This is a genomic window from Paraburkholderia xenovorans LB400 (assembly GCF_000013645.1).
Classification (GTDB): Bacteria; Pseudomonadota; Gammaproteobacteria; order Burkholderiales; family Burkholderiaceae; genus Paraburkholderia; species Paraburkholderia xenovorans.
The window spans coordinates 2,716,161-2,737,806 of record NC_007951.1; the positions used below are offsets into that span (position 1 = coordinate 2,716,161).

Genomic DNA, 21,646 nt, shown 5'->3' on the forward strand with positions numbered 1-21,646 from the left:
TGCGAAAAAATTTCAGCGGCACTCCCGCTCAGAACGTTTCCCAATCGTGGTCGCTGCCGGCGTCGGCCGTCGCGATGGCTTTGGCGGGCATGCGTGCCGGCGCGGCGGCGGGCTGCGGCGTCGCGGCTGGCGCTTTCGTTACGGCTACGGGCGCGGACGCGGTTGCAGTTGCGCCTTGCGGCGCGGAATGCGCGGCGGCGGTACGCGCCCCCTTCCGGGCTACCACGGCGCGCTGCGGCGCGGGCGCGGGCGCGCGCTTCGGCGCGGCGCTCGGCGGCGCCGCGTAACCGGTTTCTTCCAGCTGGAACACGGCGACCGCGTGCCGCAGCTTGCCGGCCTGATCTTCGAGCGACGACGCCGCGGCCGCCGCTTCTTCGACCAGCGCGGCATTTTGCTGGGTGACTTCGTCCATCTGCGTGACGGCGCGCGCCACCTGATCGATGCCGCCGCTCTGTTCTTCCGAAGCCGCGGCGATTTCGCCCATGATGTCGGTCACACGCTGCACCGCGCCGATGATATCGGTCATGGTGCGACCGGCTTCGTCGACCAGGGCCGAGCCCGACTGCACGCGCTCGACCGAGGTATCGATCAGTTCCTTGATTTCCTTCGCCGCAGCCGACGAACGCTGCGCGAGGCTGCGCACTTCGCCCGCCACGACCGCGAAACCGCGCCCGTCTTCGCCGGCGCGCGCCGCTTCCACCGCCGCGTTCAGGGCGAGGATGTTGGTCTGGAACGCAATCCCTTCGATGATCGAAATAATGTCGGCGATCCGGGCCGAGCTCTGGTTGATGTCGCCCATCGTGCCGACCACCTTGTCGACCACCGCGCTGCCCTTGTTGGCGATCTCCGACGCGTTGGCCGCCAGCGAACTCGCCTGGCGGGCGTTGTCGGCGTTCTGCCTGACCGTGCCGGTGAGCTCTTCCATGCTGGAGGCGGTTTGCTGCAGCGCCGAAGCCTGCTCTTCGGTGCGCGAGGACAGGTCGATATTGCCGGCGGCGATCTGACGGGTGGCGGTCGCAATCGATTCGCTGCCGCTGCGCACGCTACGCACCGTGTCGGTGAGGCTGCGCTGCATCCTGGCGATCCCTTCGAGCAGTCGCCCCATTTCATCGCGCGAGGTCACGATGACCGGCCGGCGCAGATCGCCCGCTGAGATCGCGTCGAAATAGCCGAGCGCCGCGTCGAGCGGCCGGGCGATCGCGCGGCTGAGCGCCAGGTACGAGATCGCCGCGGCCAGCACGCCGATCAGCAGCGCGCCGCCACTGATCAGGCGGAACAGTTCGAAGCTGCTTTCCGCCGCGTCGTAGCCCTCTTTCGCCGATGTGAACTGGTATTTGCGCAAGGCGTCGTCGGCATTGGCGAGGTCGTTGTAGGCGACTTGCAGGCGCTTGGCGCCGTCCACCAGCTTCGCCTGATCGTTCGCGGCGATGGTCGCCGCAAAGGCGTCCAGTTGCTGATGCAGTGCTTCGCGTCTGGACACGACGTCCTGCGCGAGGCGGTCCTCGTCCGGCTCGCGCGGCAGATCCATGTACTGTTTCCACCACATGTCCGACGTGGCGCGCATGCCACGCGCTCGCTCGAGCGTCGGCGCGGCTTCCGGCGTGCCTATCATGAACGCTGCGCGGTCGAGCGCCAGCCGCTCACGCGCCGCGTAAAGTTCGGCATTGCCGATGTCGACCGCGCTCGGCATGGCGTTGGTGAAAGTGTCGCTTAAGGCGTGGTTCGAACGGCTCATGCCGAACAGTCCGAACACGCCGATGGCCACCAGCAACGCGGCGAGAAAAGCCATCGTGAGGCCTATCCGCGCCTTGATCGTAATGCCCTTGTTCAACATGCGTGGTTCCTGTGCTTGAAAAATGAGAGTTGCGTGCGCAGCGTGGAAAAGCGTGTGGTTGCTGCGTGTCGGCGCTCATTTGAGGCGGCGCTCTAATAACTTCTGTTTACGGCATGGCGATGGCTTCCTTGAAGGATTTATATGGTATGAGGAAAGCCGCCGTAAGCAACAGGAAGAAATTACAAACCGCTGACGATGTTGCGGTTGCGGGTGAATGAACGCAGCGAGTGCGCACCAACGCGTGCAGAGGGAAGTTAGAAAGGGGAAGCTGCGGCGGCGCGGTGGAAATACGGCGGGTGACGGCGTGGCTGGCGGCGAGCGCGCCAGCCACGCCACCCGTGCCACGAGAGCCACCCATGCCACGAGAGGCCATTCCGGTTATCAGCAGCGGTTACGCACGAATGCGTAGCGCAAGTAGCCGCGGTCCGCCGCTGGGCGAATGCGCGTCTGAAAGTCCGCGCACGGCGGCGCCTCAGGCCGCCAGATTGCGTTTGGCCGCACCGCCCCAGGTCGCGGTGGATTCGCGCACGATCAGGCGCGGCGAAACGACGCGCCGGCGCCCCGGCGGACGCGGACTGCCGGACGAGGTGCCGGCGATCCGCTCGATCAGCGTCTGCGCGGCCATGTCGCCGAGCGCGCGCACCGATTGCCCGACGGTCGAGAGCGCTGGATAAGTGAAGCGTCCCAGTTCGATATCGTCGAAACCGATGATCGAGCAATCACGCGGCACGCTGATGTTGCGTTCGGCGGCTGCGCGCAGCGCGCCGATGCCCATCATGTCGTTGCAGGCAAAAATCGCCGACGGTTTGACCGTGTCGAACAACTGGCCGGCCGCACGGTGGCCGCCGGTGCCCGAAAAATCGCTTTCGACGATCGCATCGGGCGGAATCTCGATGCCGCGCTCGGTCATCGCACGGATAAAACCGTGCACGCGCATTGCGCTGACCGCCGTCTGAACCGGCCCCGTTATGCAGCCGATCCGCACGTGCCCCAGTTCGAGCAGGTGCCGGGTCGCGAAATACGCGCCCTTCTCGTGGTCGATCTGCACCAGATCCGCGTTCAGCCCTTCGATGTTGCGATCCAGAATGACCAGCGGCTCGCGCGAGTCGGCGAGCGTCTGCGCGAGCACGGCGTCGTCGCCGGCGGAGGCGACGATCAGGCCGTCGATGCGCTTTTCCTGCAGCACGCGAAGATAGTTGCGCTGCTTGGCCGGATCGTCGTCGGAATTGCAGAAGAACACGCAATAGCCGTTGCGTGAGCAACCGTCTTCGATCCCGCGCGCCAGTTCCGCGAAATACGGGTTCGTGGTGTTCGGCACGACGAGCCCGATCGTCGCCGTCGAACGCGCCTTCAGCGAGCGGGCCACCGCCGACGGAACATAGTGAAGCTGACGGATCGCGTGTTCGACCTTCGCGCGCACGTCGGCCGACACCGGCCGCGAGTTGTTCACCACGTGGGATACCGTCGTGAACGACACGCCCGCCGCGGCCGCTACATCCTTGATCGTCGCCATAACCTGTTGCTCTCCTGCCTGTTTTGCCCACCGGCCACGCCACCTGGCGACCCACCGGACGTCTTCTTCGAAGACTGACCAAACCCATGAATTCTTACGCTTTACCGCTCATGACGCCGTGACTGCCCTTGCTGCGTTATTCTCCGGCCCGTGCTGTCGGCCTGTTCCGCGCGTGCCGCCCCCAATCAGGCGCGCTTGCGGCGGCTGCGATACGTATCCAGCACCACCGCCACCACGATCACCGCGCCGGTGATCATCCGCTTGGTCGGCTCGTTCGCGCCGATCTGCGCGAGCCCGGCCGCCAGCACCGATATGATCAACACGCCAAAAAAAGTGCTGATGACCGAGCCGCGCCCGCCCATCAGGCTCGTGCCGCCAATCACCACGGCCGCGATCACCTGCAGCTCCAGGCCGACGCCCGCATTCGGATCGGCCGCTTCCAGACGCGAGATCTGGAACAGCGCGGCCAGCCCGGCGAGGCCGCCCATCAGCGCAAACACGATCACCTTGTACGGCCGCGGATTGACGCCCGCCAGCCGCACGGCTTCCTCATTGGTGCCGATGCCGACCAGGTAGCGGCCGAACACCGTGCGCGTCAACACCAACTGCGCGATCACCATCACCGCCACCGCGATCAGGAACGCCGGCGAGATGCCGACGGCGATCGGGTTCGAGAGAAAATCGAACGCGTCGCCGATGTAGGCGGTGCGCGAATTCGTCATCTGATACGCCATGCCGCGCGCGGCTTCCAGCACGCCGAGCGAGACGATGAACGACGGAATCCGCCAGCCCACCGTCACCGCGCCGGTAAGGGTGCCCGTCAACGCCGCCGCGGCGACGCCGAGCAGCGCCGACGGCAACGGCCCCCAGCCCCACTTCAGCGCGGCCACGCTCACCACCGACCCACCCAGCGCCAGCACCGATCCCACCGACAGATCGATCCCGGCGATGATCAGCACGAAAGTCATGCCCACCGACATCACCACCAGATCGGGAATCTGGTTGGCGATCGTGCTGAACGTGTCGTACGTCAGAAAGTGCGAACTCAGCAGCGAGAACAGCACGATCATCGCCAGCAACGCGCCGGCGAGCCCGAGGTAATTCGAAAAGCCCAGGCGCGTGCCGGCCGGCTTGCCGCTCGCGAGCGGCGCCGACGGGTCGGCTGGCGGTGTCGCGCCACTCGCGCCACTCGCGCCGCCTGCGCCGCCTGCACCACCTGCACCATCCGTGCGGCCCGCGCCCGGCTTGTCGCCCGATGCTTCCGGCAACGACTGATCGTTCATGACAGACTCCCTGCTTCGCTGATGTCGGGGGCGGCGTGCAGCAACGCGTCGCGGCTGCGATAGCCGGCGAAAGCCGCGGCCAGCAACGCATCCTGCGACCAGTTGTCGCGCTCGAACACACCCGTCATGCTGCCCGCGGACATCACGCCGATCCGGTCGCAGATCAGCATGAGCTCGCGCAGGTCGCTCGACACCACCACGAGCGCGCGGCCTTCGCGAGCCAGCGCACCCATCAGGCCATATATATCGAACTTCGCGCCGACGTCGATACCGCGCGTCGGTTCGTCGAATAACAGCACGCGGCAGTCGCGCGCCAGCCAGCGGCCGATCACGACCTTCTGCTGGTTGCCGCCCGAGAGCTCGCCGACAATCTGCGCGGGCCCGGACGTGCGAATCCGCATCGCCGCAATCTGCGTCTGCGCCAGCGCGTTCTCCCGCTTCGCATCGACGATGCCGTGCCGCGCCACGCTGCCGATATTGCCGAGCGACACGTTGGCCGCGATCGGCTGCGGCAGCAGCAGGCCTTCGCCTTTGCGGTCTTCTGTGATCAGCGCGATGCCGGCGCGCACCGCGTCCGCGGGCGAAGCGATCTGCACCGGCGTGGGCGGCGCGCCCGGCGTTCCAGCCAGCGCGACGCTGCCGCTATCTTTCTGATCGGCGCCGTAGATCAGCCGCATCAACTCCGTACGGCCCGCGCCAATCAGGCCGCTGATGCCGAAAATCTCGCCCGCGCGCACTTCGAACGACACGTCGCGCACCACCTTGCCGCGCGTGAGCCGCTCCACTTTCAGAAGCGGCGCGCCGATGTCGCGCACGCCGAGATCGATCCGCTCACCGAGTTCACGGCCGACCATCCATGTGACGATCTCGTCACTGGTGAGGTTGGCCATTGCGTCGACATGCACCAGCCGCCCGTCGCGCAGGACCGCGATCCGCTCAGCCACCCGCGCCAGTTCTTCGAGCCGGTGCGAAATGTAGACGAGCGCCACGCCGCGCGCCTTCAGCCGGTCGATCTGGTCGAACAGCAGATCGACCTCGCGCGCGGTCAGCATCGCGGTCGGCTCGTCGAGAATCAGCACGCGGCAGTCGCCGATCAGGTTGCGCGCGATCTCCACCATCTGCTGATGGCCGATACCGAGCTCGCCCACCAGCGTGTCCGGATCGATCGCGTCGAGACCGACCTGCGCCATCGCCTCGCGCGCGTCTTCGCGCAGCCTGCGCCGGTCGATCCAGCCGAAGCTGAACGCGCCGAGCCGCGGCAAGCGGTTCAGGAACAGGTTTTCGGCCACCGATAAAGTTGGCAGCAGATTCAGCTCCTGCATCACCATGCGCACGCCGAGCGCCTCGGCTTCGGTGCGGCTTGCCGGCGCGTAAGGCTCGCCGACGAGGCGCATCGTACCGGTGGTCGGCTCGACCAGCCCACCCATAATTTTGGACAGCGTACTCTTGCCTGCGCCGTTCTCGCCGGTCAACGCCAACACCTCGCCCGCGCGCAGCGACAGCGAAATGTCCGCCAGCACCGGTTCGGCGTAGGTCTTGCCGATTCCGCTGACGGACAGTACGGCAGGCACAGCGTCGTGATCGGTCGAATCCATCGCAATCCTGGTTCCAGAGCGGCGGCGGCCTCATACGATCCGCTCGCACGAAGCCGCCGCCGGCCGCCTCGTGTCATGCCGGCCCAATGCGCGGAATGCGCGGGCGCCAACAGCCACGCCCCCAGTCACGCACCCCTCCCGTCGCGCGGCGCCGTCATGACGCTTATCTCTGAAATTAACGGCGGCGCGGCAGGTTTCTTGAGCGTTTATTGAATAGACGCAAGTCGGTGCGCGCATCTCATGCAGCGCGCAGCAGACATGCACTGACACCGGCCTGCGTACGCACTTACCCCGGCACTCACCGGGCGATGCCTACTTCGTGATCAGATCGCACGGCGTTTCCACCACGCCGGAAAGATCGGACTGCTTCTTGTGCTCGCTCAACGCCTTCAGCGCGGTGTCGATACCGAACACGGCCTGCTTGGCCGCATACTGATCCGCGGTGGCGAGCACGCGGCCGTCCTTGAGCATCGGCCTGATCGCGTTGATGTTGTCGTAGCCGACCACCAGCACCTTGCCCTGCTTGCCGGCCGCGCGCACGGCCGAGACCGCGCCGATCGCCATGTTGTCGTTGCCCGCGAGGAGCGCCTTCAGGTTCGGGTATTCGTTGAGCATGGCCGAAGCGACCGCGTTGCCCTTGTCGATTTCCCATTCACCCGATTGCACCGAGACGACCTTCGCGCCGACCTTCTGCATCGCGTCCCTGAAACCCGCGGTGCGCTGCTGCGCGTTGGTGGTGGTCGACACGCCTTCGATAATGCCGACCTCGTCGCCCGCCTTGAGCTTTCTGGCCAGGTAATCGCCGACCTTCTGCGCACCCTTGCGGTTATCCGGGCCGACGAACGGCACGTTCAGGTCTTTCGACCTGAGCACGTCCGGATCGAGCCGGTTGTCGATATTCACGACGATGATGCCCGCATCCACCGCCTTCTTGACGACCGGCACCAGCGCCTTCGAATCGGCCGGCGCCAGCACGATCGCGTCGACCTTCGACACGATCATCTGCTCGACGATGCGGATCTGGTTCGCGGTATCGGTCTCGTCCTTGATGCCGTTGGTAATCAGGTCGAACTGCGAGGCATTGTGCTTCTGATAGTCCTTCGCGCCGGTTTCCATAGTCAGGAAAAATTCGTTGGCGAGCGACTTCATCACCAGCGCGACCCTCGGCTTGTGGGCGGGCGCGTTCTGCGCGTACGCAGACGAAAACGGCAAGGCGGCGCTAGCGATGGCGAGGACGGCAGCCACCAGGATGCGGCGGCGAATGCGTTGGCTCATGCATATCTCCAGGGTCTGGCAGGCTCGCTGCGGAGCCTTATTTTTTAATTAGTGCGTTTTAATGGCGCGCAAACGTTTGCGAGGCTCATTCTCAGCGCAGTCGGTTCAGCTTGTCAACGCCGCACGGTGTTGCGGTGCACCGGCGCTCGGCCTGTGCGGCGCAGGCGATCGATTCGAACCGGCGCACCGGCAGGTTGCGTGTAGTGAAGCGTGTAGTGAAGCGTGTGGCAAAGCGTCCCTCGCTGGGTCTGGGCATGGCAAATTTGCCGTCAGCCGCAAGATCACAGGCCGACGGGCCGCCTATGCTGGACTTTTATTGCGCGCGATGCAAGCCCGGATAACGCGGCACGATGCCGTGCCCGACCGTCAGAGCCAGCCGACCTTGCGGAACCGCCAGTACAGCACGAGGTCGACGGTCAGCATGACCGCCAGACAGATCGGGTAGCCGTACTTGTAGTGCAACTCGGGAATGCTCTCGAAGTTCATCCCGTAGATGCCGGCGATCATGGTCGGCACCGCGAACAGCGCCGCGAACGAGCCGAGCCGTTTGGTCACCTCGCTCTCGGCGAGCGAAATCATGCCGAGATTGACCTGCACGGCGGTCACCACCATTTCGCGCCGTCCGTCGATGATTCTGACGATCCGTTCGAGATGGTCGTAGACGTCGCGGAAGTACGCCTGCATGCCCTCGCAGACGCTCGGAATGCGGCCGCCCGTCAGTTTGCTGATGGCTTCCTGCAGCGGTGCGATATGGTGCTGCAGGATCACGAGACGGCGCTTTAACGAGTAGAGATCCTGGATGATCGCGCGCGAGGCCGCGGAATTGTTGCGGTCGAAGATCCGGTCTTCGATCTCCTCGATCTCGCTGTTCAGCGCCTCGATGATCGGGAAATACCGGTCGACGATATCGTCGGCGAGCGCATACAGCACGAACGCCGAGCCTTCCTTGAGCAATTGCGGCTCGCGCTCGCAGCGCGCGCGCACGTTCCTGAAGCCGGTGCGCGTACCGCGCCGCACCGAAAGCACATAGTTGCTGCCCACGAATACGTCCACTTCCCCGATCAGCAGTTCGCCGTGTTCGTCCATCTCCACCGTGTGCATCACGGCGAACAGCGACTCGCCGTACTCCTCGATCTTGGGACGCTGGTGGCCGTTCTGCGCGTCTTCGATCGCCAGTTCGTGCAGGCCGAACTCGTGTTTCATCACGGCCAGTTCGCCCGGGCCCGGGTCCATCAGCGCCACCCAGACGAAACACTCGGGCCGCGCCACGTAGTCGCTGATGCTATCGATATCGATGTCTGCCAGCTTCCGGCCGTCCTGATAGGCGGCGCAATTGATCAGCATGTTTGGATTACCTTCAAAACGAAAACAGACCGGCCACACGCTTACGACGCGTAAGCCAGGCAGCCGGTCTGCATGGACAGATTTGCGTTAGCCGCCATGTTAGCGGCTACGCGTGGCGCTCAGGTATCGAATTGTCAAGCCGCAAAGGTGCGGGCTCAACACCTGCGCGGCAGACAACGCCTAGTGAGCCACCCGTTGCAGCGCAATGCGGTGGTCTTCGCCGAACGTGACCGATGCGCGGTTCGTGTAGCGCGTATCCGCCGTCACCGTGAAGCGCATTTCGACAACCGGATCGAACTGCGTCGACACGCCGACACGATGCACGCCCGGGCTCAGATAGAAGACCACGTGCTCGCCGTTCATCAGGTCGGTGACCTGTTCGCCGTCGACATACACGAGGACATCGCGAAAACGGACGATCACGTCGCGCGAGCGCTCGCGCCGCACATCCACGGCGACGAGTCCCGCGCCCGGCTCCGTGTAGCCGGGCTGAACGATGCGCGCGGCCGGCACCGGCTTGAACGGAACGGGCTCGGCGGGTGTCGACGCGCAGCCGGCGAGCACGCCCAAGCTCAACATGGCCAGCATGCCGAGCCTCGCGCAGGCGACCAGCGCGGCTTTGCGGCGGTAATCAAGACGCACCGGCATGCGGGTTCTCCCGTATTGTTGATTGTAGTCCCGCCTTGCTGCCTCTTCTAACAGCAGGCTGGACGACGCTGCATTGCCGTCCTCACCGCCGCCGCTCATTGCTGCTCATCTATTGCCATTCATGATAGCAACGCGAGCCCGTTCCGCCAGCCTGGCCGAATGGACGACCCCATGCCCCCTTGCGTGGCGCCGCGTTCTTCTTCATGATCGCTGCAAAGGGCAGTTCCGTAAGCTGCCGGTCAAGGAGACAGCAATGTGGTATTTCACATGGATTCTCGGCATTGGCGTGGCATTGGGCTTCGGCATCATCAACGTGATGTGGCTGGAGGCCGGCGGCAAGTTCGCGCGTGACCCGCAGCGCGCCGACACCATCGCCGCCACGCCCGGAGACACGCCTTCGTGACGCATCTGGTTTTCTTCTGCGGTCACGCAGGCACGGGCAAGACCACGCTCGCAAAAAATCTGCATGGTCCGCTGACGAAAGCGAGCGGCACGCCCTTCTGCCTGCTCGATAAAGATACGCTCTACGGCGGCTACAGCGCGGCCGCGATGGCCATGCTGACCGGCGATCCGAACGACCGCGACAGCCCGTTGTTCCTGCAGCATCTGCGCGACCCCGAGTATCGCGGCCTGCTCGATACCGCCCGCGACAATCTCGAACTCGGCGTTAGCGCGCTGGTGGTCGGGCCGCTTTCGCGCGAAGTGCGCGAGCGGCGCCTGTTCGATCGCGCGTGGCTGGGAGTCGGCGCGGAAGTGGTGATACGGGTCGTGTGGGTCTATACGTCGGAAGAGACGGCGCGGCAGCGCATCGTGAAGCGCGCGAATCCCAACGACGCCTACAAACTCGCGCACTGGGACGAGTACCGGCAGCGCCGCTTCGTCCCCAGCGGCGCTATCTGCGACGACCTGTTGATGTTCGACAATACCGCGCCTGCTTCAGCGGACTACCAGACCCTGCTCGCGCGCATCGTGGATGAACCGCAGGCGGCGGCGATCATGCCGCCGGTGCCGGTATAGCCGGCGTCGCGTCCGGCGAAAAAACGACGCCCCGCATCGCGGGGCGTTCCAAAGGCGCTCTGTGGAGCCTTCGTTCCTGCTTGCGGCAAAGCGTTCAGCCTGCTGCCACGTTGTTGCCGCACGGCCCTCGGTGCCGGGTCCTCAGACCGTAGCCACCGTCTCCAGCGACTGTCCCTCGTACAACTGCCCGAAACGGTTCGCGAGGAAGTCGCGCAGCACCACCTGCTCCTGACGCACGAAACCCTTTTGCGGCAGCTTCTGTTCGCGGAACAGGTCGAGCACCGCGCACATCGCGCCGGCCGTGGTGATCTGGATCGCGCTCATCGGCACACCGCACACCGTCTTCGCGAAGATCTTGCGAGTGAAGACTTCCTGCACCAGTTGACCGTCGCGCATGCCGCTCACCGTGATGAACACCAGCACCACGTCCTGCGCGGTGGAAGGCACCGAACGGCGCAGGATGTTCTTGAGCGTGTCGCGGTCGCTGGCAAGACGCAGGTCTTCGAGCAGGAACTGCATCAGGTTGCGGTGGCCCGGATAACGCACCGACTTGTAGTCGAGCGACTCGACCCGGCCCGACAAGGTTTCGCACAACGTGCCGAGGCCGCCGGAGGTGTTGAAGGCTTCGTATTCGGTGCCGTCGAGCGAGAAATGTTCAAGGCCTTCGAGCGGCTGCACCCATTGCGTGCGGCTGTCGCGGATCGCTTCGCACGGCTGGCAGTACTCGTTGATCAGACCGTCGACGCTCCACGTCAGGTTGTACTTCAGCGCGTTGGTCGGGAATTCCGGCAGCGCGCCCACGCGCATCTTGACGTCGCGGATTTCAGTGAAGCGGTTCGCCAGTTCGTGCGCGGCAATGCCGATGAAGCCCGGCGCGAGCCCGCACTGCGGCATGAAGGCGTGATCGGCGTCGTCGGCGATCGCGCGGATCGCATGGGTGGCGCGCACGTCCTCCGTCAGATCGAAGTAATGCACGCCCGCACCCTTGGCCGCCGAGGCCACGTTCACCGCGAGGTAGTAAGGCAGCGCGTTGACGAGCGCGTCGAAGCCCTGCATGGCGGCGCGCAGCGCGGCGGCATCGGCGGAATCCACGCGGCGGGTCGGAATGCCCTGGGCCGCGAGCTTGTCGAGCGCGTGCTGGTCGCGGTCGAACGCGACGACTTCGTAGTCGCCGGTTTCACGCAGCATATGGGCGATGGTGTGACCGATCAGACCTGCACCAACAATGGCTACTTTCATGCGCTTCTCCTTTATCGGCCGGAGCGGGTGCTTTTGCGTGGGATCGGCGTGCGCGCTGTGCCTGGGACCGGAGTGACGCGCTCAAGCGCGAACTCTGGCCGGTAGCTGAAACGCAAACTCCGATCGACAGCTAAAGCGCCAATTCCAGTCCTTTTCTGTGTGCTGTTTCCAGCTTGGGAAGTGCGCTGCGCTCGTGGCGCGGCGCCCGGCGGGCTGAACCCTTGAGTCACAGTTTAGGGAGAAGCAAAAACACTTCATACGCGCAAAATGCTGCGCTATGACCATTAACTTCGACGTTATGACGAATGACTCAGTCGATATGTCGAAAAGCTGTTAAAACGGTGTAAACGGATCGAGCGGTGCGAGCTGAACGAGGGCAGCCTGAATGGAGCAGCCTGGAGAGCGTGAATCGAACACGGAAGCCTGAACAGCGCGGCTCCGTCCACGCGGCCCGAACCGGAGGAAGCGAACCCGGGAAAGCGAACAGGGAAAGCGAACAGGGGAAAGCAAACCGGGGAGCGAACAGCAGAAACGATCCAGCACGCGCGCCACGGTGTGATCGACCATTTCGTCGATGGAAGCGGGCTGGTTGTAGAAGGCCGGCGACAGGGAAGCGAACGGCGCGCAGCGCGCACAGCGGTGCGAACGGCGGCACGAACAGAGTCAACGCGCGCAGTCAACGCGCAATCAACGGCGCCTCGCTAAGCAACGCACAGCGAACAACGGCACGCCACGCGCTCACACCATGCCGCGGTCGATCTTGCGCGCGAGAATGATCGAGGTCGTGGTCCGCTCCACGCCTTCCAGTCCGCCGATCTGGTCGAGCAGATCGTTGAGGCGATCGGGCGAATCGGCGCGCAGCCATGCAACGTAGTCGAACTCGCCGCTCACCGCGCACAGCAACTGCACCTCGGGCATCTTGCCAAGGCGTTTCTGCACGGCCGGCCCGTGCTTCGGCGCGATGATGATGCCGACATAAGCCATGATGCTCGAGTCGAGCACGTCCTGGCCGAGCCGCACGCTGTAGCCGGCAATCACATTGCTGCGCTCGAGCCGCGCAATGCGCGCGATCACCGTGGTACGCGCCACGCCCAGTTGGCGCGCGAGATTGGCGACGCTCTCGCGAGCATTGGCTTGCAGAAGCGCAACCAGGTTGCGGTCGAGATCGTCGAGTTGGTCGAGGCGCGGAGGTCTCATCGAGAGGCGAATGAAGTGGTCAGGTGAGGCGGATTATCGCGCGTCTTCAGCGGCGCATGGAGAATGCGCAGGACCGGTCGGCATGCACCGCCCATGCATCGCCATGCATGCCGCCACAGCATGGCAGGCATTCCTGCATATCAAGGAAGCTCGGGGCGGCCGCCAGGCTTACGCGCCGAACCGTTCGATCACGAAATCGATGAAGCTGGTCAGCTTGGGCGTGGCGCGGCGATCACGCGGATACAGCAGATGGACCGGCGCGCCCTCGGGCAGATAGTCTTCCAGCACCGACACCAATTCGCCGCTGGCGATTTCTCTGGCGAGCAGCGCCTCCGGCTGCAACACCAGACCGAAGCCGTGCAGCGCGGCCACCTTGAGCGCCTGGCCGTTGTTCGCGCGAAACCGTCCGGCGCGCAGATGGTTTTCGTCCGCGGTCTCGCCGCCCAGGCGCCACAAACCTTCGCGGCCCCAGTGCAGAAACCCCAGGCATTCGTGCTGCATCAGATCTTCCGGCGTGCGCGGCGTGCCGGCGCGCGCCAGATAGGCCGGCGACGCGCATGCGCGCATCCGGTAAGGCTTCAGCGGCCGCGCGACGAAACTCGAATCCGGCAACTGGCCGATACGCACCGACGCGTCGAAGCCCTCTTCCACGAGGTCGATCACGCGGTTCGAAAGGTCGAGTTCGAGCGTGATGTCCGGCCACGCGGTAAGGTACTCGGTCATCGCCGGAGCGAAGACTTCGACGCCGTAAGTGAGCGGCGCCGTCACCTTGAGCACGCCGCGCGGTGCGGCGGCCATTGCCTCGGCGAGCGACTCGGCGTCTTTCACGTCGGCGAGGATGCGCCGGCATTGCTCGTAATACTGCCGGCCAATCTCGGTCAGGCTTTGCCGGCGCGTCGTGCGCGTCAGCAGCCGCGTGACGAGGCGGGTTTCCAGCGAACGGATATGCTTGCCCACCATCGCCGACGAAATATCGAAGCGCTCGGCGGCCGCCGTCAGGCTGCCCGCCTCCACCACGGCGACGAAGATTTCCATGCTGACGAATTTATCCACCCGCTATTTCCTGTTCGTTTCGGTTGTAAGCGTTTGTCGCACAACAGCCGCATTGTAGGGATATCGTGATACTAATAGCGGCGGCGGCAAACTGGGCAGCCGGCCGGCGTGCATAATCATGACCCACGCATGACCACCACACGACAGGCCGCCCGCACGCGAGCCTTGTCCCAATTCGAACAGACATCAGGAGTTTCGATGAAAAAAGCACTGGTAATGCTGGCCACCGCGGTCGCCATGAGCGGCGCGTTCGCACAAACTTCCGCGCCGGCGTCGGCACCGGTGAACGCCGCTTCGGCACCCGCCGCCAGAGCCGGCCACGAGCGCAATGTCGAAGACCGCATCGCCTACCTGCATTCGCAACTGAAGATCACTTCGGCACAGGAATCGCAGTGGAACGCGTTCGCCGACGTCATGCGCAGCAACGGCCAGACGATGGGCGAGTTGTTCCAGCAACGCCGCGCCGCGACCAACGTGTCGGCACTCGACGACATGAAGCAATACGCAACGATCGCGCAAGCACATGCGGACGGCATGAAGAAACTGGTCGATGCGTTCGATCCGCTGTACAACAGCTTCTCGCCGGAGCAGAAGAAGCTGGCGGATGCGACGTTCCGTCAGCCGGGCGGGATGGAAGGCCACGGTCATCATGGCAGAGGCAAGGGTAAAGGCGGCAAGCCCGCCGCGCCCGCCAGCGACGCCATTGTGAAGCCGTAATAGACCAATTAGACCAATTGCGAAACGATCGCCCGCCGCGCGGATTTGCCGCACGGCGGGCTCCGGCCCGCGCTGTCATCGTCGCAAAAGAAACCGGTTCTCTGATGCATCTGGCATGATGCGAGTCATACGCGGCCCGAACAGTTGAAGTCCGGCGCCGCCGCCCTGCTCTTCATACCCGCCCGCTTCATGACCGACCTCAAAAATCTCGATCTGAGTCAAGACGTTAACGCGTGCCGTGTCGTAAAAGACGAAACGGTCAGCGTGGAATTTGCCGCCGCCGCAGGCGAGCTGATGAGCCTTGAAGGCCCGAACCGCTATGTCCGCGGCGACGCATTGATCACCGGATCGACGGGCGACCGCTGGGTCGTCTCACGCGAACGCTTCGACGCCAAATACGTTCCCGCCGACGCAGCCGTCTCACACGGCGCAGCGGGCGCGTACCGCAACCGCCCCGCCGTCGTGCTGGCCAAACAGATGCATGAAGCGTTCACGCTGGCACGCTCAGCCAACGGTGGCGACGTGCTGCACGGCGCCGCCGGCGACTGGGTCATGCAATACGCGCCCGGCGACTACGGTGTCGTACAGGCCGCACGCTTCGCGAAAGTTTATCGCCCGGCGAGTTAGACATGGACAACAACATGCACAGCGACGCTGACCGCGCAGGCACCTGACTCGTGACGGCCAGGCCCGCGCGATCAGCGCGTGGTGTCCGGGCTTTGCGCGCGGCTCACGGTTCGTGCCGCAGATACCCTTCTTTCGACGGGTCACGCATGAGGAACGCTACGACGCCGGCGATTGCGCACATGGCCGTCACGTACCAGTAGAACGTGGACTCGCTGCCCGCCTGCTTCAGCCACAGCGCGACATATTCCGCCGAGCCGCCGAAAATCGCATTGGCCACCGCATACGACAACCCCACGCCGAGCGCGCGCACTTCCGGCGGGAACATCTCCGCCTTGATCAGGCCGCTGATCGACGTGTAGAAACTGACGATCGCCAGCGCCGCCACCACCAGGCCGAACGCCGCATACGGGCTCGTCACGTCTTTCAGCGCGTGCAGCAACGGCACCGTGCCGATGGTTGCGAAGAACCCGAAGAACAGCATCGAGCGGCGCCGGCCGATGCGGTCCGACAACGCACCGAATGCCGGCTGCATCAGCATGTAGACGAACAGCGCCGCGGTCATCACGTTGCTCGCCGTCTTCGCGTGCATGCCCGCCGTGTTGACCAGGTACTTCTGCATGTAGGTGGTGAACGTGTAGAAAATCAGCGAACCCCCGGCCGTGAAGCCGAGCACCGTCATGAACGCGCCCTTGTGCAGCCACAGGCCGCGCAGCGTGCCGGCTTCCTTGCGATGGCGTGTTTCGGCCGTGGTGGTTTCCTCCAGCGAGCGCCGCAGATACAGCGCAACCACTGCGGAGAGCGCGCCGATCACGAACGGCACGCGCCAACCCCATGCCTTCAGTTCTTCAGTGGTCAACAATTGTTGCAGGATCACCAGTACCAGCAGCGCGAACAACTGCCCGCCGATCAGCGTGACGTACTGGAACGACGCGAAGAAACCGCGCCGGCCCTTGAGCGCGACTTCACTCATATAGGTCGCACTGGTGCCGTATTCACCGCCCACCGACAGCCCCTGGAACAGCCGCGCGAGCAGCAGCAGCGCCGGCGCCAGCGCGCCGATCTGCGCGTAAGTAGGAAGCACCGCGATCACCAGCGAGCCGCCGCACATCATGAACACCGACACCATCATCGCGGTGCGCCGCCCGTGCTTGTCGGCAAGGCGGCCGAAGAACCAGCCGCCGATCGGGCGCATCAGGAAGCCGGCGGCAAACACGCCCGCGGTGTTGAGCAGCTGCGTGGTCGGGTTGCCGCTCGGGAAGAACGCCGGCGCGAAGTACAGCGCGCAGAACGAATACACGTAAAAGTCGAACCACTCGACGAGATTGCCCGATGAAGCGCCGACAATCGCGTAGATGCGGCGCCGGGTGTCGTTCGTGGAAACTGCCATTGGAATATTGAGATTTGTCATTGGTTTTTGTGCTCCTGGATGTCCCCTGTTAATTATTAATGGCGAGGTTCCTCCACGCCTGTATTCGTCTCTTGGTTCGGCATTCTAAATGAATGTTTCACTTCCCGGCTTGACCTTCTGCATCTCTAATTTAATGTTGGGCGTCTCAATGATTTTTTGTCAAAAAATGTATGTCCACTGCCGCCGGGCAATCAGACAGAGCGAGCATGAGACGCCGCTCAACGCGCGCCGACGGCATGATGATGTGACTGAACAAGGCGCCTTCCTGCAGGAGTTCCAATGAAAGTCAATGCCACCTCTCATTCATTCTGGCCAAACGTTGCGTCGAACGTTCAGGGCAACGCGCGACCCTCGCAGACGCGTGTCGCTCCGGCACGCGCCGGCAACAATGTCGATGTCGATGCCGAAGCGGGCGCCGTGGCGACCGAGGCGGTGATCGGCAACGAGATCGCAGCCGAAATGGAAAGGTTCAACGCGTCGCTCGGCATGGTTGACGAGGACGTCGAGCGCGGCCGCGATACAACGCACGACATGATCGCGGCCGCGTCGGCCTACAACCAGGCGTTGCAATTGGGCGCGCTGGCCACCCCCCCAGCCGGATTGCAGTCGAAGATCGACCGGCTCAAGACGGCTCTGCGCGATTCCAAAGGCAATGAGTCGCTCGGCTCGGCCGGACAGAAAGCCAACGTCGACCTGTCCGCACTGACTCATCAGCCGGATGCCGCTTCAACCTACGGCAAATATGGCAAGGCGGCGAGCACCTATACACGCGCACTCATCTTCGACGAAGCGCGCTTCAACAACTCCGCGGTGCTGAAGAACACGCCTCTCGCGGCGTTGCAGCGGCCAAACCGGAGCGTGCTCGATCCTCTGGGACTAAACGGCCGGCTAGGCATCCTGACAGGCACCCGTCTGAATTCCGCCGCGAGTTATTTCGCAAAAGGCGGGTTGTCTTTTCTGTCCGGCATGGAGAAATTGCACAATGGTCAGGATCCCACGAAGGACTTCATCACCGCGGGCGCGACCACCGGACAGGGCATCAACGAGCTCACCGTCGGCATTGGTACGGACGTCGGCAATCATCTGGTCAAGCTGCGGCAGGTGAAAGCAGCGGCGCAGACAGCCGGCAAGCCGGACACCGGGCCTGGCGGTTCCACGGCCAAGGCGGGTCAAAGCCAGAGCGGCGCGACGCCAGGCACTTCGGAGCCGGTTGCGGGACCCAGCAGCGCCACGGAGTTCACGGACTTCGATCCGCACAAGGACGATGCCGGGGTCGACGCGCTCGAACAGAAAACCGCTGGAGACATCGACGACCAGCTCACGCAGCAACAACAAAGCTTGCGCGAGGGCGTCATCGCGAGGCTCGCGAACACGAATCCCGACGTACAGCAGCTCGAGTTGCAGGACGCGACGAACGATCTCGCGCCGCAGTACTTCGAGATGCAGGACATGGCGAAACAGCTCAAGGCTTCAACGGTCGATGCGGCTAACGACGCCCACGAAAATATCAAGACGATCGACGCCAAGGCAGAGGGCATTATTGCCAGACTGAAGAGCCAGGGCTTCGATAGCGCGGACGCCGCACGCCAGTCCGGCAAACCGGAGGCGATCGAACTCGGCAAGCAGCTCGATCAGCTGGCAGGCCTGAAGCACGCAGCCTACGACCAGTTCAACAGCGCGATGCAGGAACGGGAAAACGCGCTCGCCGATGCCAGGACCGCTTTCGGCGACCTCGGCAGGCTGCTGGAAAATACGCCCGCGAGCGAGCGCCCATCGAAATTGCAGGAGTGGTCCGACAAATACACGAAATTCTTCGCGCAGCGTCAAGCCAACATCCTCTCGAAAACCGACAGCTGGCCCGACTGGATGAAGATATCAAAGCCGCTGCGCATGCAGATGGTGCCCGCCGCGATCAATACGGTTCTTGGTGGCGCGACGTTCGGCGTCGCGCTGGACACGTATCTGAAAAAGCAGAAGGCGGGCACGCTGACGCCTCAGGACAAGATGGACTTTGCGGCATCGGTAATCAATCTGTCGAGCGGCATGATCGGATTCGTGCCGGTCATCGGGCCGGCCCTGTCGTTTGCACTCGCGACCACCGGCCTGGTTCTCGGTGGAATGTCGGATCAGTACGACGCCCGCAAGCGCGAAACCGATACGTACAACCTGAAGGAAAAGATACGCGGGGAATACAACGCGAAGCACCCGGACAAGGAGATCGCCGAGGCCTTCGACGGAGATTGAGCGGCGCCGGCGTGCGTGACGGCGCCGCTCGTCGGCGCCGCCTCGTATGTTCATGTCCGCACGAACGCGACGTGACATCGCAGCATTCTGCCGTGGTGGCATCGCGGCGGGCGATCTAACCGTGATTCGAGCGAGCGCCGTTACGCGAACTCGTCGCCGGGTTCGATCGTGATTTCACGCGGGACCGCCTCGCCGTTCGCATACTGTTCCTCCAGCGAACCCAGCGAGGCCTCGACATACGCGCGCAACACCGCAAAACTGCGCCCACGCAGACGCGCCGGCATCGCGCGATAACGTGCCCATGCCGCCGGCGCAATCGCCACGGTCATCACCGTACGGCGCGCCGCCGCGCCGAAGCGCATCGCCACCCAGTGAATCGCCAGCGTCGGCGTGCCTTCCTGCACCGCGCGCTGGATGAACTGCGTCTGCTCGGGAAACAGATCGCTGATGACGCGCGCCAGTTCCTCGAACTCGGGATCGGCGCAATCGTATTGGTAAGCTTCCATGAGGTGTGCCAAAAAGAATAGGCGTGGCGGGAGGCCGTTCGTAGGGAACGGCCAACGGTTCAACGTGGCGCGCGTATCGAGCGGCCACCGACGCGGCTATCGGGCGCGCCCATCAGGCAACCACCGCCGGGCGCCTGAACGTCCGGAACAGCAGCCCCGCAACGATCACCGCTCCCACCGCATACACGGCGTCCACTGCCGCGAGCGGTACGAGCTGCGCCTGGAACATGGCGGCGGGCACGTCCACCAGCGCGTGCAACGCGATCGCGAGCGGCAGGATCCCGCGCCAGCCGGCCCGCAAGCCGCGCCACATCAGCACCGACAGGCCTATCTGGAACACCAGCGCGGCGACGCGTTCGAGCGCGAAAATGCCGGCGGTCTGCGGCGTCAGGCTGGCGAGAATCAGGTGGATGCGCATCAGCGATTCGGTCGGCAGATTGCTCAGATAGCCGTCCAGTTCGCCACGGTTTTCGAAGACCGCGAACAGCAGCCATTGAATCTGCACCAGCACGCCGACGAGCCACGCTTCGGCGCCGCCGTGGCCGAGACCGTAGGTCAGCGCGGTGCCGTCCGTGGCGATCTCGGCCTTGCCTTGCGCGAGCGCCGCGGCACCGGACTTCGCCGCCGCGCGTTTGAGCAGCAGCCGCATGCCGATGAACCGCCCCACTTCCTCGCAGATACCCGCGGCCAGCGCGCCGTACACCACGAAGGCAAGCGGATGCGACAGGAACTCCGCGGTTGCTTCGTTCCGATGCAGCACGAAGTCGTTCAGCGCGCGCTCGATCACCATTGCGAACAGCGCGAACACGGCGATGCCGGCGATCGCGTCGCGCGGCTTGAGCGCGAGCGGCCGGCGCAGACGGCGGTAGATCAGGAAGGGCAAAGCGGCGACGAAAAGCGTCGCGAGGGCGAGGCTCGAGAGGGTAAGCGGTGCAACAACCATGAGTTTCCTTGCGATGACCGGCGCGCACCCGCTGCGTGCCGCAGCCCGAATGATCGCAGATCGGCGCGAATTCAGCGCAAAGTGGAGGCGCGCACGATCAATTCGCCCGGCAGCAGGCAGTCGCGCGCGGTGGTCTGGATACCTTCGATGCGCTCGTGCAGGAACTCGACCGCCCGGTAGCCGATCTCGTAGGTCGGCTGGCGGATCGTCGTGACGCCGGTCAGTTCGGCCCAGTCGGGGTCGTCGATGGAAAGCAGCGCGGCGCGGGCTTGCCAGTCGGCACCGTAGCGCGCTTTCAGATGCAGCGCGAGACGCAGCGCGACGGGTGCGTTGGCGGCGAACAGGGCAATGCGCGCGGGCTTGCCCGCGGCGCCGGCGGCTGCATCGATTGCCCGATCCAGCTCGGCGAGGCCACGCTCGACCTCTGCTGCATCCGCGAGATTCAGCACCAGCGTGTGACTGCATGCCGCGCCCTCGCCGCAGCCGTTTCCGCCTTCGGCACACCGGGCGCTCATCGTCTCGCGGAACGCTGCTTCGCGCAATTGCCGCGAGCTGACCTGCTCGAAAGGCTGGACCACGAACCAGATATCGTCGAAACCATTGTCCAGCAGATGCCGCGTGCCGAGTTCGGCGGCCGCCCGGTTGTCGAGACCGACCATATCCGCGACCAGTCCGTCCACCAGACGGTCGACCAGCACCGCCGGAATCCCGCCTCCGCCCACCGGCCGCAGCGTTTCCTCGCGCACGCCGGTTGCGTTGACGATCACGCCTTCCACCCGGTACGTGGTGAGCAGTTGCAGATAGCGCCGCTCCATCTCGACTTCGTTCGCCGCATGGCAGATCAGCGGCATCAGCCCGAGCGCGTGACAGGCCGCTTCGACACCTTGCAGCACTTCGACCGAGTAGGGATTGGTCAGGTCGGCCAGCAGCATGCCGATCAGACGGTTGCGGCCACGTTTGAGGCCGCGCGCCATCTGGTTCGGCTGATAGTCCAGACGTGCGATCGCGGCTTCGATCCGTGCGCGCAGTTCGGGCGACAGCACGCTCATCTCGCCGTTCAGATAGCGCGAGATGCTGGTCTTGCCGGTGCCGGCTTCGCGCGCGACGTCGGTGATCGTCGCGCGGCGCGGCATGGGCTGCGGCGTCGTGCTCATCGGTTCCTCGTGGTTCGGCTTGTGGTGCGGCTTGTGGTTCGGCTTGTGG

General features: G+C 64.5%; 19 protein-coding genes and 1 pseudogene. 5 read left to right on the forward strand and 15 right to left on the reverse strand.

Annotated elements, in window-relative coordinates:
* Positions 1–28: 28 nt before the first annotated feature.
* The 7 genes from BXE_RS12020 to BXE_RS12050 form a co-directional block, all read right to left on the reverse strand.
* Positions 29–1,834 (reverse strand): methyl-accepting chemotaxis protein, encoded by a 1,806-nt coding sequence (locus tag BXE_RS12020; RefSeq protein ID WP_011488573.1) that lies wholly within the window; start codon positions 1,832–1,834, stop codon positions 29–31.
* A gap of 472 nt (positions 1,835–2,306) precedes the next feature.
* Positions 2,307–3,347 carry a LacI family DNA-binding transcriptional regulator gene (locus tag BXE_RS12025; RefSeq protein ID WP_011488575.1) on the reverse strand — a complete coding sequence of 347 codons (1,041 nt, stop codon included), beginning with the start codon at positions 3,345–3,347 and terminating at the stop codon, positions 2,307–2,309.
* 185 nt (positions 3,348–3,532) lie between these two features.
* Positions 3,533–4,630, reverse strand: coding sequence for an ABC transporter permease (locus BXE_RS12030; protein WP_038457881.1), 1,098 nt, complete (start codon positions 4,628–4,630; stop codon positions 3,533–3,535).
* On the reverse strand, positions 4,627–6,225 hold the full coding sequence (locus BXE_RS12035; RefSeq protein ID WP_011488577.1) for a sugar ABC transporter ATP-binding protein: 1,599 nt from the start codon (positions 6,223–6,225) through the stop codon (positions 4,627–4,629). The genes BXE_RS12030 and BXE_RS12035 overlap by 4 nt, the downstream gene beginning before the upstream one ends.
* Positions 6,226–6,537: 312 nt before the next feature.
* The gene (locus BXE_RS12040; RefSeq protein WP_011488578.1) at positions 6,538–7,500 is read right to left on the reverse strand and encodes a sugar ABC transporter substrate-binding protein; all 963 of its coding nucleotides are present in this window, start codon (positions 7,498–7,500) and stop codon (positions 6,538–6,540) included.
* A 366-nt stretch (positions 7,501–7,866) separates the two neighbouring features.
* Positions 7,867–8,844: a magnesium/cobalt transporter CorA gene (gene corA, locus BXE_RS12045; protein ID WP_011488579.1), complete on the reverse strand. Its 978-nt coding sequence runs from the start codon at positions 8,842–8,844 to the stop codon at positions 7,867–7,869.
* 180 nt (positions 8,845–9,024) lie between these two features.
* Positions 9,025–9,492, reverse strand: a complete 468-nt coding sequence (locus BXE_RS12050; protein ID WP_011488580.1) for a hypothetical protein — start codon at positions 9,490–9,492, stop codon at positions 9,025–9,027.
* 253 nt (positions 9,493–9,745) lie between these two features.
* Between BXE_RS12050 and cydX the strand changes: the two genes are divergently transcribed.
* Both cydX and BXE_RS12060 read left to right on the forward strand, forming a co-directional pair.
* Positions 9,746–9,895, forward strand: a complete 150-nt coding sequence (cydX, locus tag BXE_RS43665; RefSeq protein ID WP_038457877.1) for a cytochrome bd-I oxidase subunit CydX — start codon at positions 9,746–9,748, stop codon at positions 9,893–9,895.
* Complete coding sequence (locus tag BXE_RS12060) at positions 9,892–10,509, forward strand: AAA family ATPase (RefSeq protein WP_011488582.1); 618 nt, start codon at positions 9,892–9,894, stop codon at positions 10,507–10,509. The genes cydX and BXE_RS12060 overlap by 4 nt, the downstream gene beginning before the upstream one ends.
* Before the next feature lie 141 nt (positions 10,510–10,650).
* Here BXE_RS12060 and BXE_RS12065 read toward each other — a convergent pair whose 3' ends face one another.
* The 4 genes and pseudogenes from BXE_RS12065 to BXE_RS12075 form a co-directional block, all read right to left on the reverse strand.
* Positions 10,651–11,748 carry a saccharopine dehydrogenase family protein gene (locus tag BXE_RS12065; RefSeq protein ID WP_011488583.1) on the reverse strand — a complete coding sequence of 366 codons (1,098 nt, stop codon included), beginning with the start codon at positions 11,746–11,748 and terminating at the stop codon, positions 10,651–10,653.
* Positions 11,749–12,246: 498 nt separating this feature from the next.
* Positions 12,247–12,351: pseudogene (locus BXE_RS47215) on the reverse strand (3-octaprenyl-4-hydroxybenzoate carboxy-lyase); the annotation flags it as partial.
* A gap of 135 nt (positions 12,352–12,486) precedes the next feature.
* Complete coding sequence (locus tag BXE_RS12070; protein ID WP_007181725.1) at positions 12,487–12,945, reverse strand: Lrp/AsnC family transcriptional regulator; 459 nt, start codon at positions 12,943–12,945, stop codon at positions 12,487–12,489.
* A 168-nt stretch (positions 12,946–13,113) separates the two neighbouring features.
* Positions 13,114–13,998: a LysR family transcriptional regulator gene (locus tag BXE_RS12075; protein WP_011488584.1), complete on the reverse strand. Its 885-nt coding sequence runs from the start codon at positions 13,996–13,998 to the stop codon at positions 13,114–13,116.
* 198 nt (positions 13,999–14,196) lie between these two features.
* On the opposite strand from BXE_RS12075, the gene BXE_RS12080 reads away from it, so the two are divergent.
* Positions 14,197–14,715, forward strand: coding sequence for a Spy/CpxP family protein refolding chaperone (locus BXE_RS12080; RefSeq protein ID WP_011488585.1), 519 nt, complete (start codon positions 14,197–14,199; stop codon positions 14,713–14,715).
* Positions 14,716–14,904: 189 nt separating this feature from the next.
* Complete coding sequence (locus BXE_RS12085; RefSeq protein ID WP_011488586.1) at positions 14,905–15,342, forward strand: PGDYG domain-containing protein; 438 nt, start codon at positions 14,905–14,907, stop codon at positions 15,340–15,342.
* A gap of 103 nt (positions 15,343–15,445) precedes the next feature.
* Here the strand turns inward: BXE_RS12085 and BXE_RS12090 are convergent, their stop codons facing one another.
* Complete coding sequence (locus tag BXE_RS12090; RefSeq protein WP_011488587.1) at positions 15,446–16,750, reverse strand: MFS family transporter; 1,305 nt, start codon at positions 16,748–16,750, stop codon at positions 15,446–15,448.
* A 279-nt stretch (positions 16,751–17,029) separates the two neighbouring features.
* On the opposite strand from BXE_RS12090, the gene BXE_RS12095 reads away from it, so the two are divergent.
* Entirely contained in the window at positions 17,030–18,994 is a 1,965-nt protein-coding gene (locus BXE_RS12095) for a hypothetical protein (protein ID WP_011488588.1), read from the forward strand.
* A gap of 140 nt (positions 18,995–19,134) precedes the next feature.
* Here the strand turns inward: BXE_RS12095 and BXE_RS12100 are convergent, their stop codons facing one another.
* From BXE_RS12100 to BXE_RS12110, 3 genes are all read right to left on the reverse strand, one after another.
* On the reverse strand, positions 19,135–19,500 hold the full coding sequence (locus BXE_RS12100; RefSeq protein ID WP_011488589.1) for a DUF3022 domain-containing protein: 366 nt from the start codon (positions 19,498–19,500) through the stop codon (positions 19,135–19,137).
* 112 nt (positions 19,501–19,612) lie between these two features.
* Complete coding sequence (locus tag BXE_RS12105) at positions 19,613–20,443, reverse strand: YhfC family intramembrane metalloprotease (protein ID WP_011488590.1); 831 nt, start codon at positions 20,441–20,443, stop codon at positions 19,613–19,615.
* A 71-nt stretch (positions 20,444–20,514) separates the two neighbouring features.
* Positions 20,515–21,597: a LacI family DNA-binding transcriptional regulator gene (locus tag BXE_RS12110; protein ID WP_011488591.1), complete on the reverse strand. Its 1,083-nt coding sequence runs from the start codon at positions 21,595–21,597 to the stop codon at positions 20,515–20,517.
* Positions 21,598–21,646 lie beyond the last annotated feature (49 nt).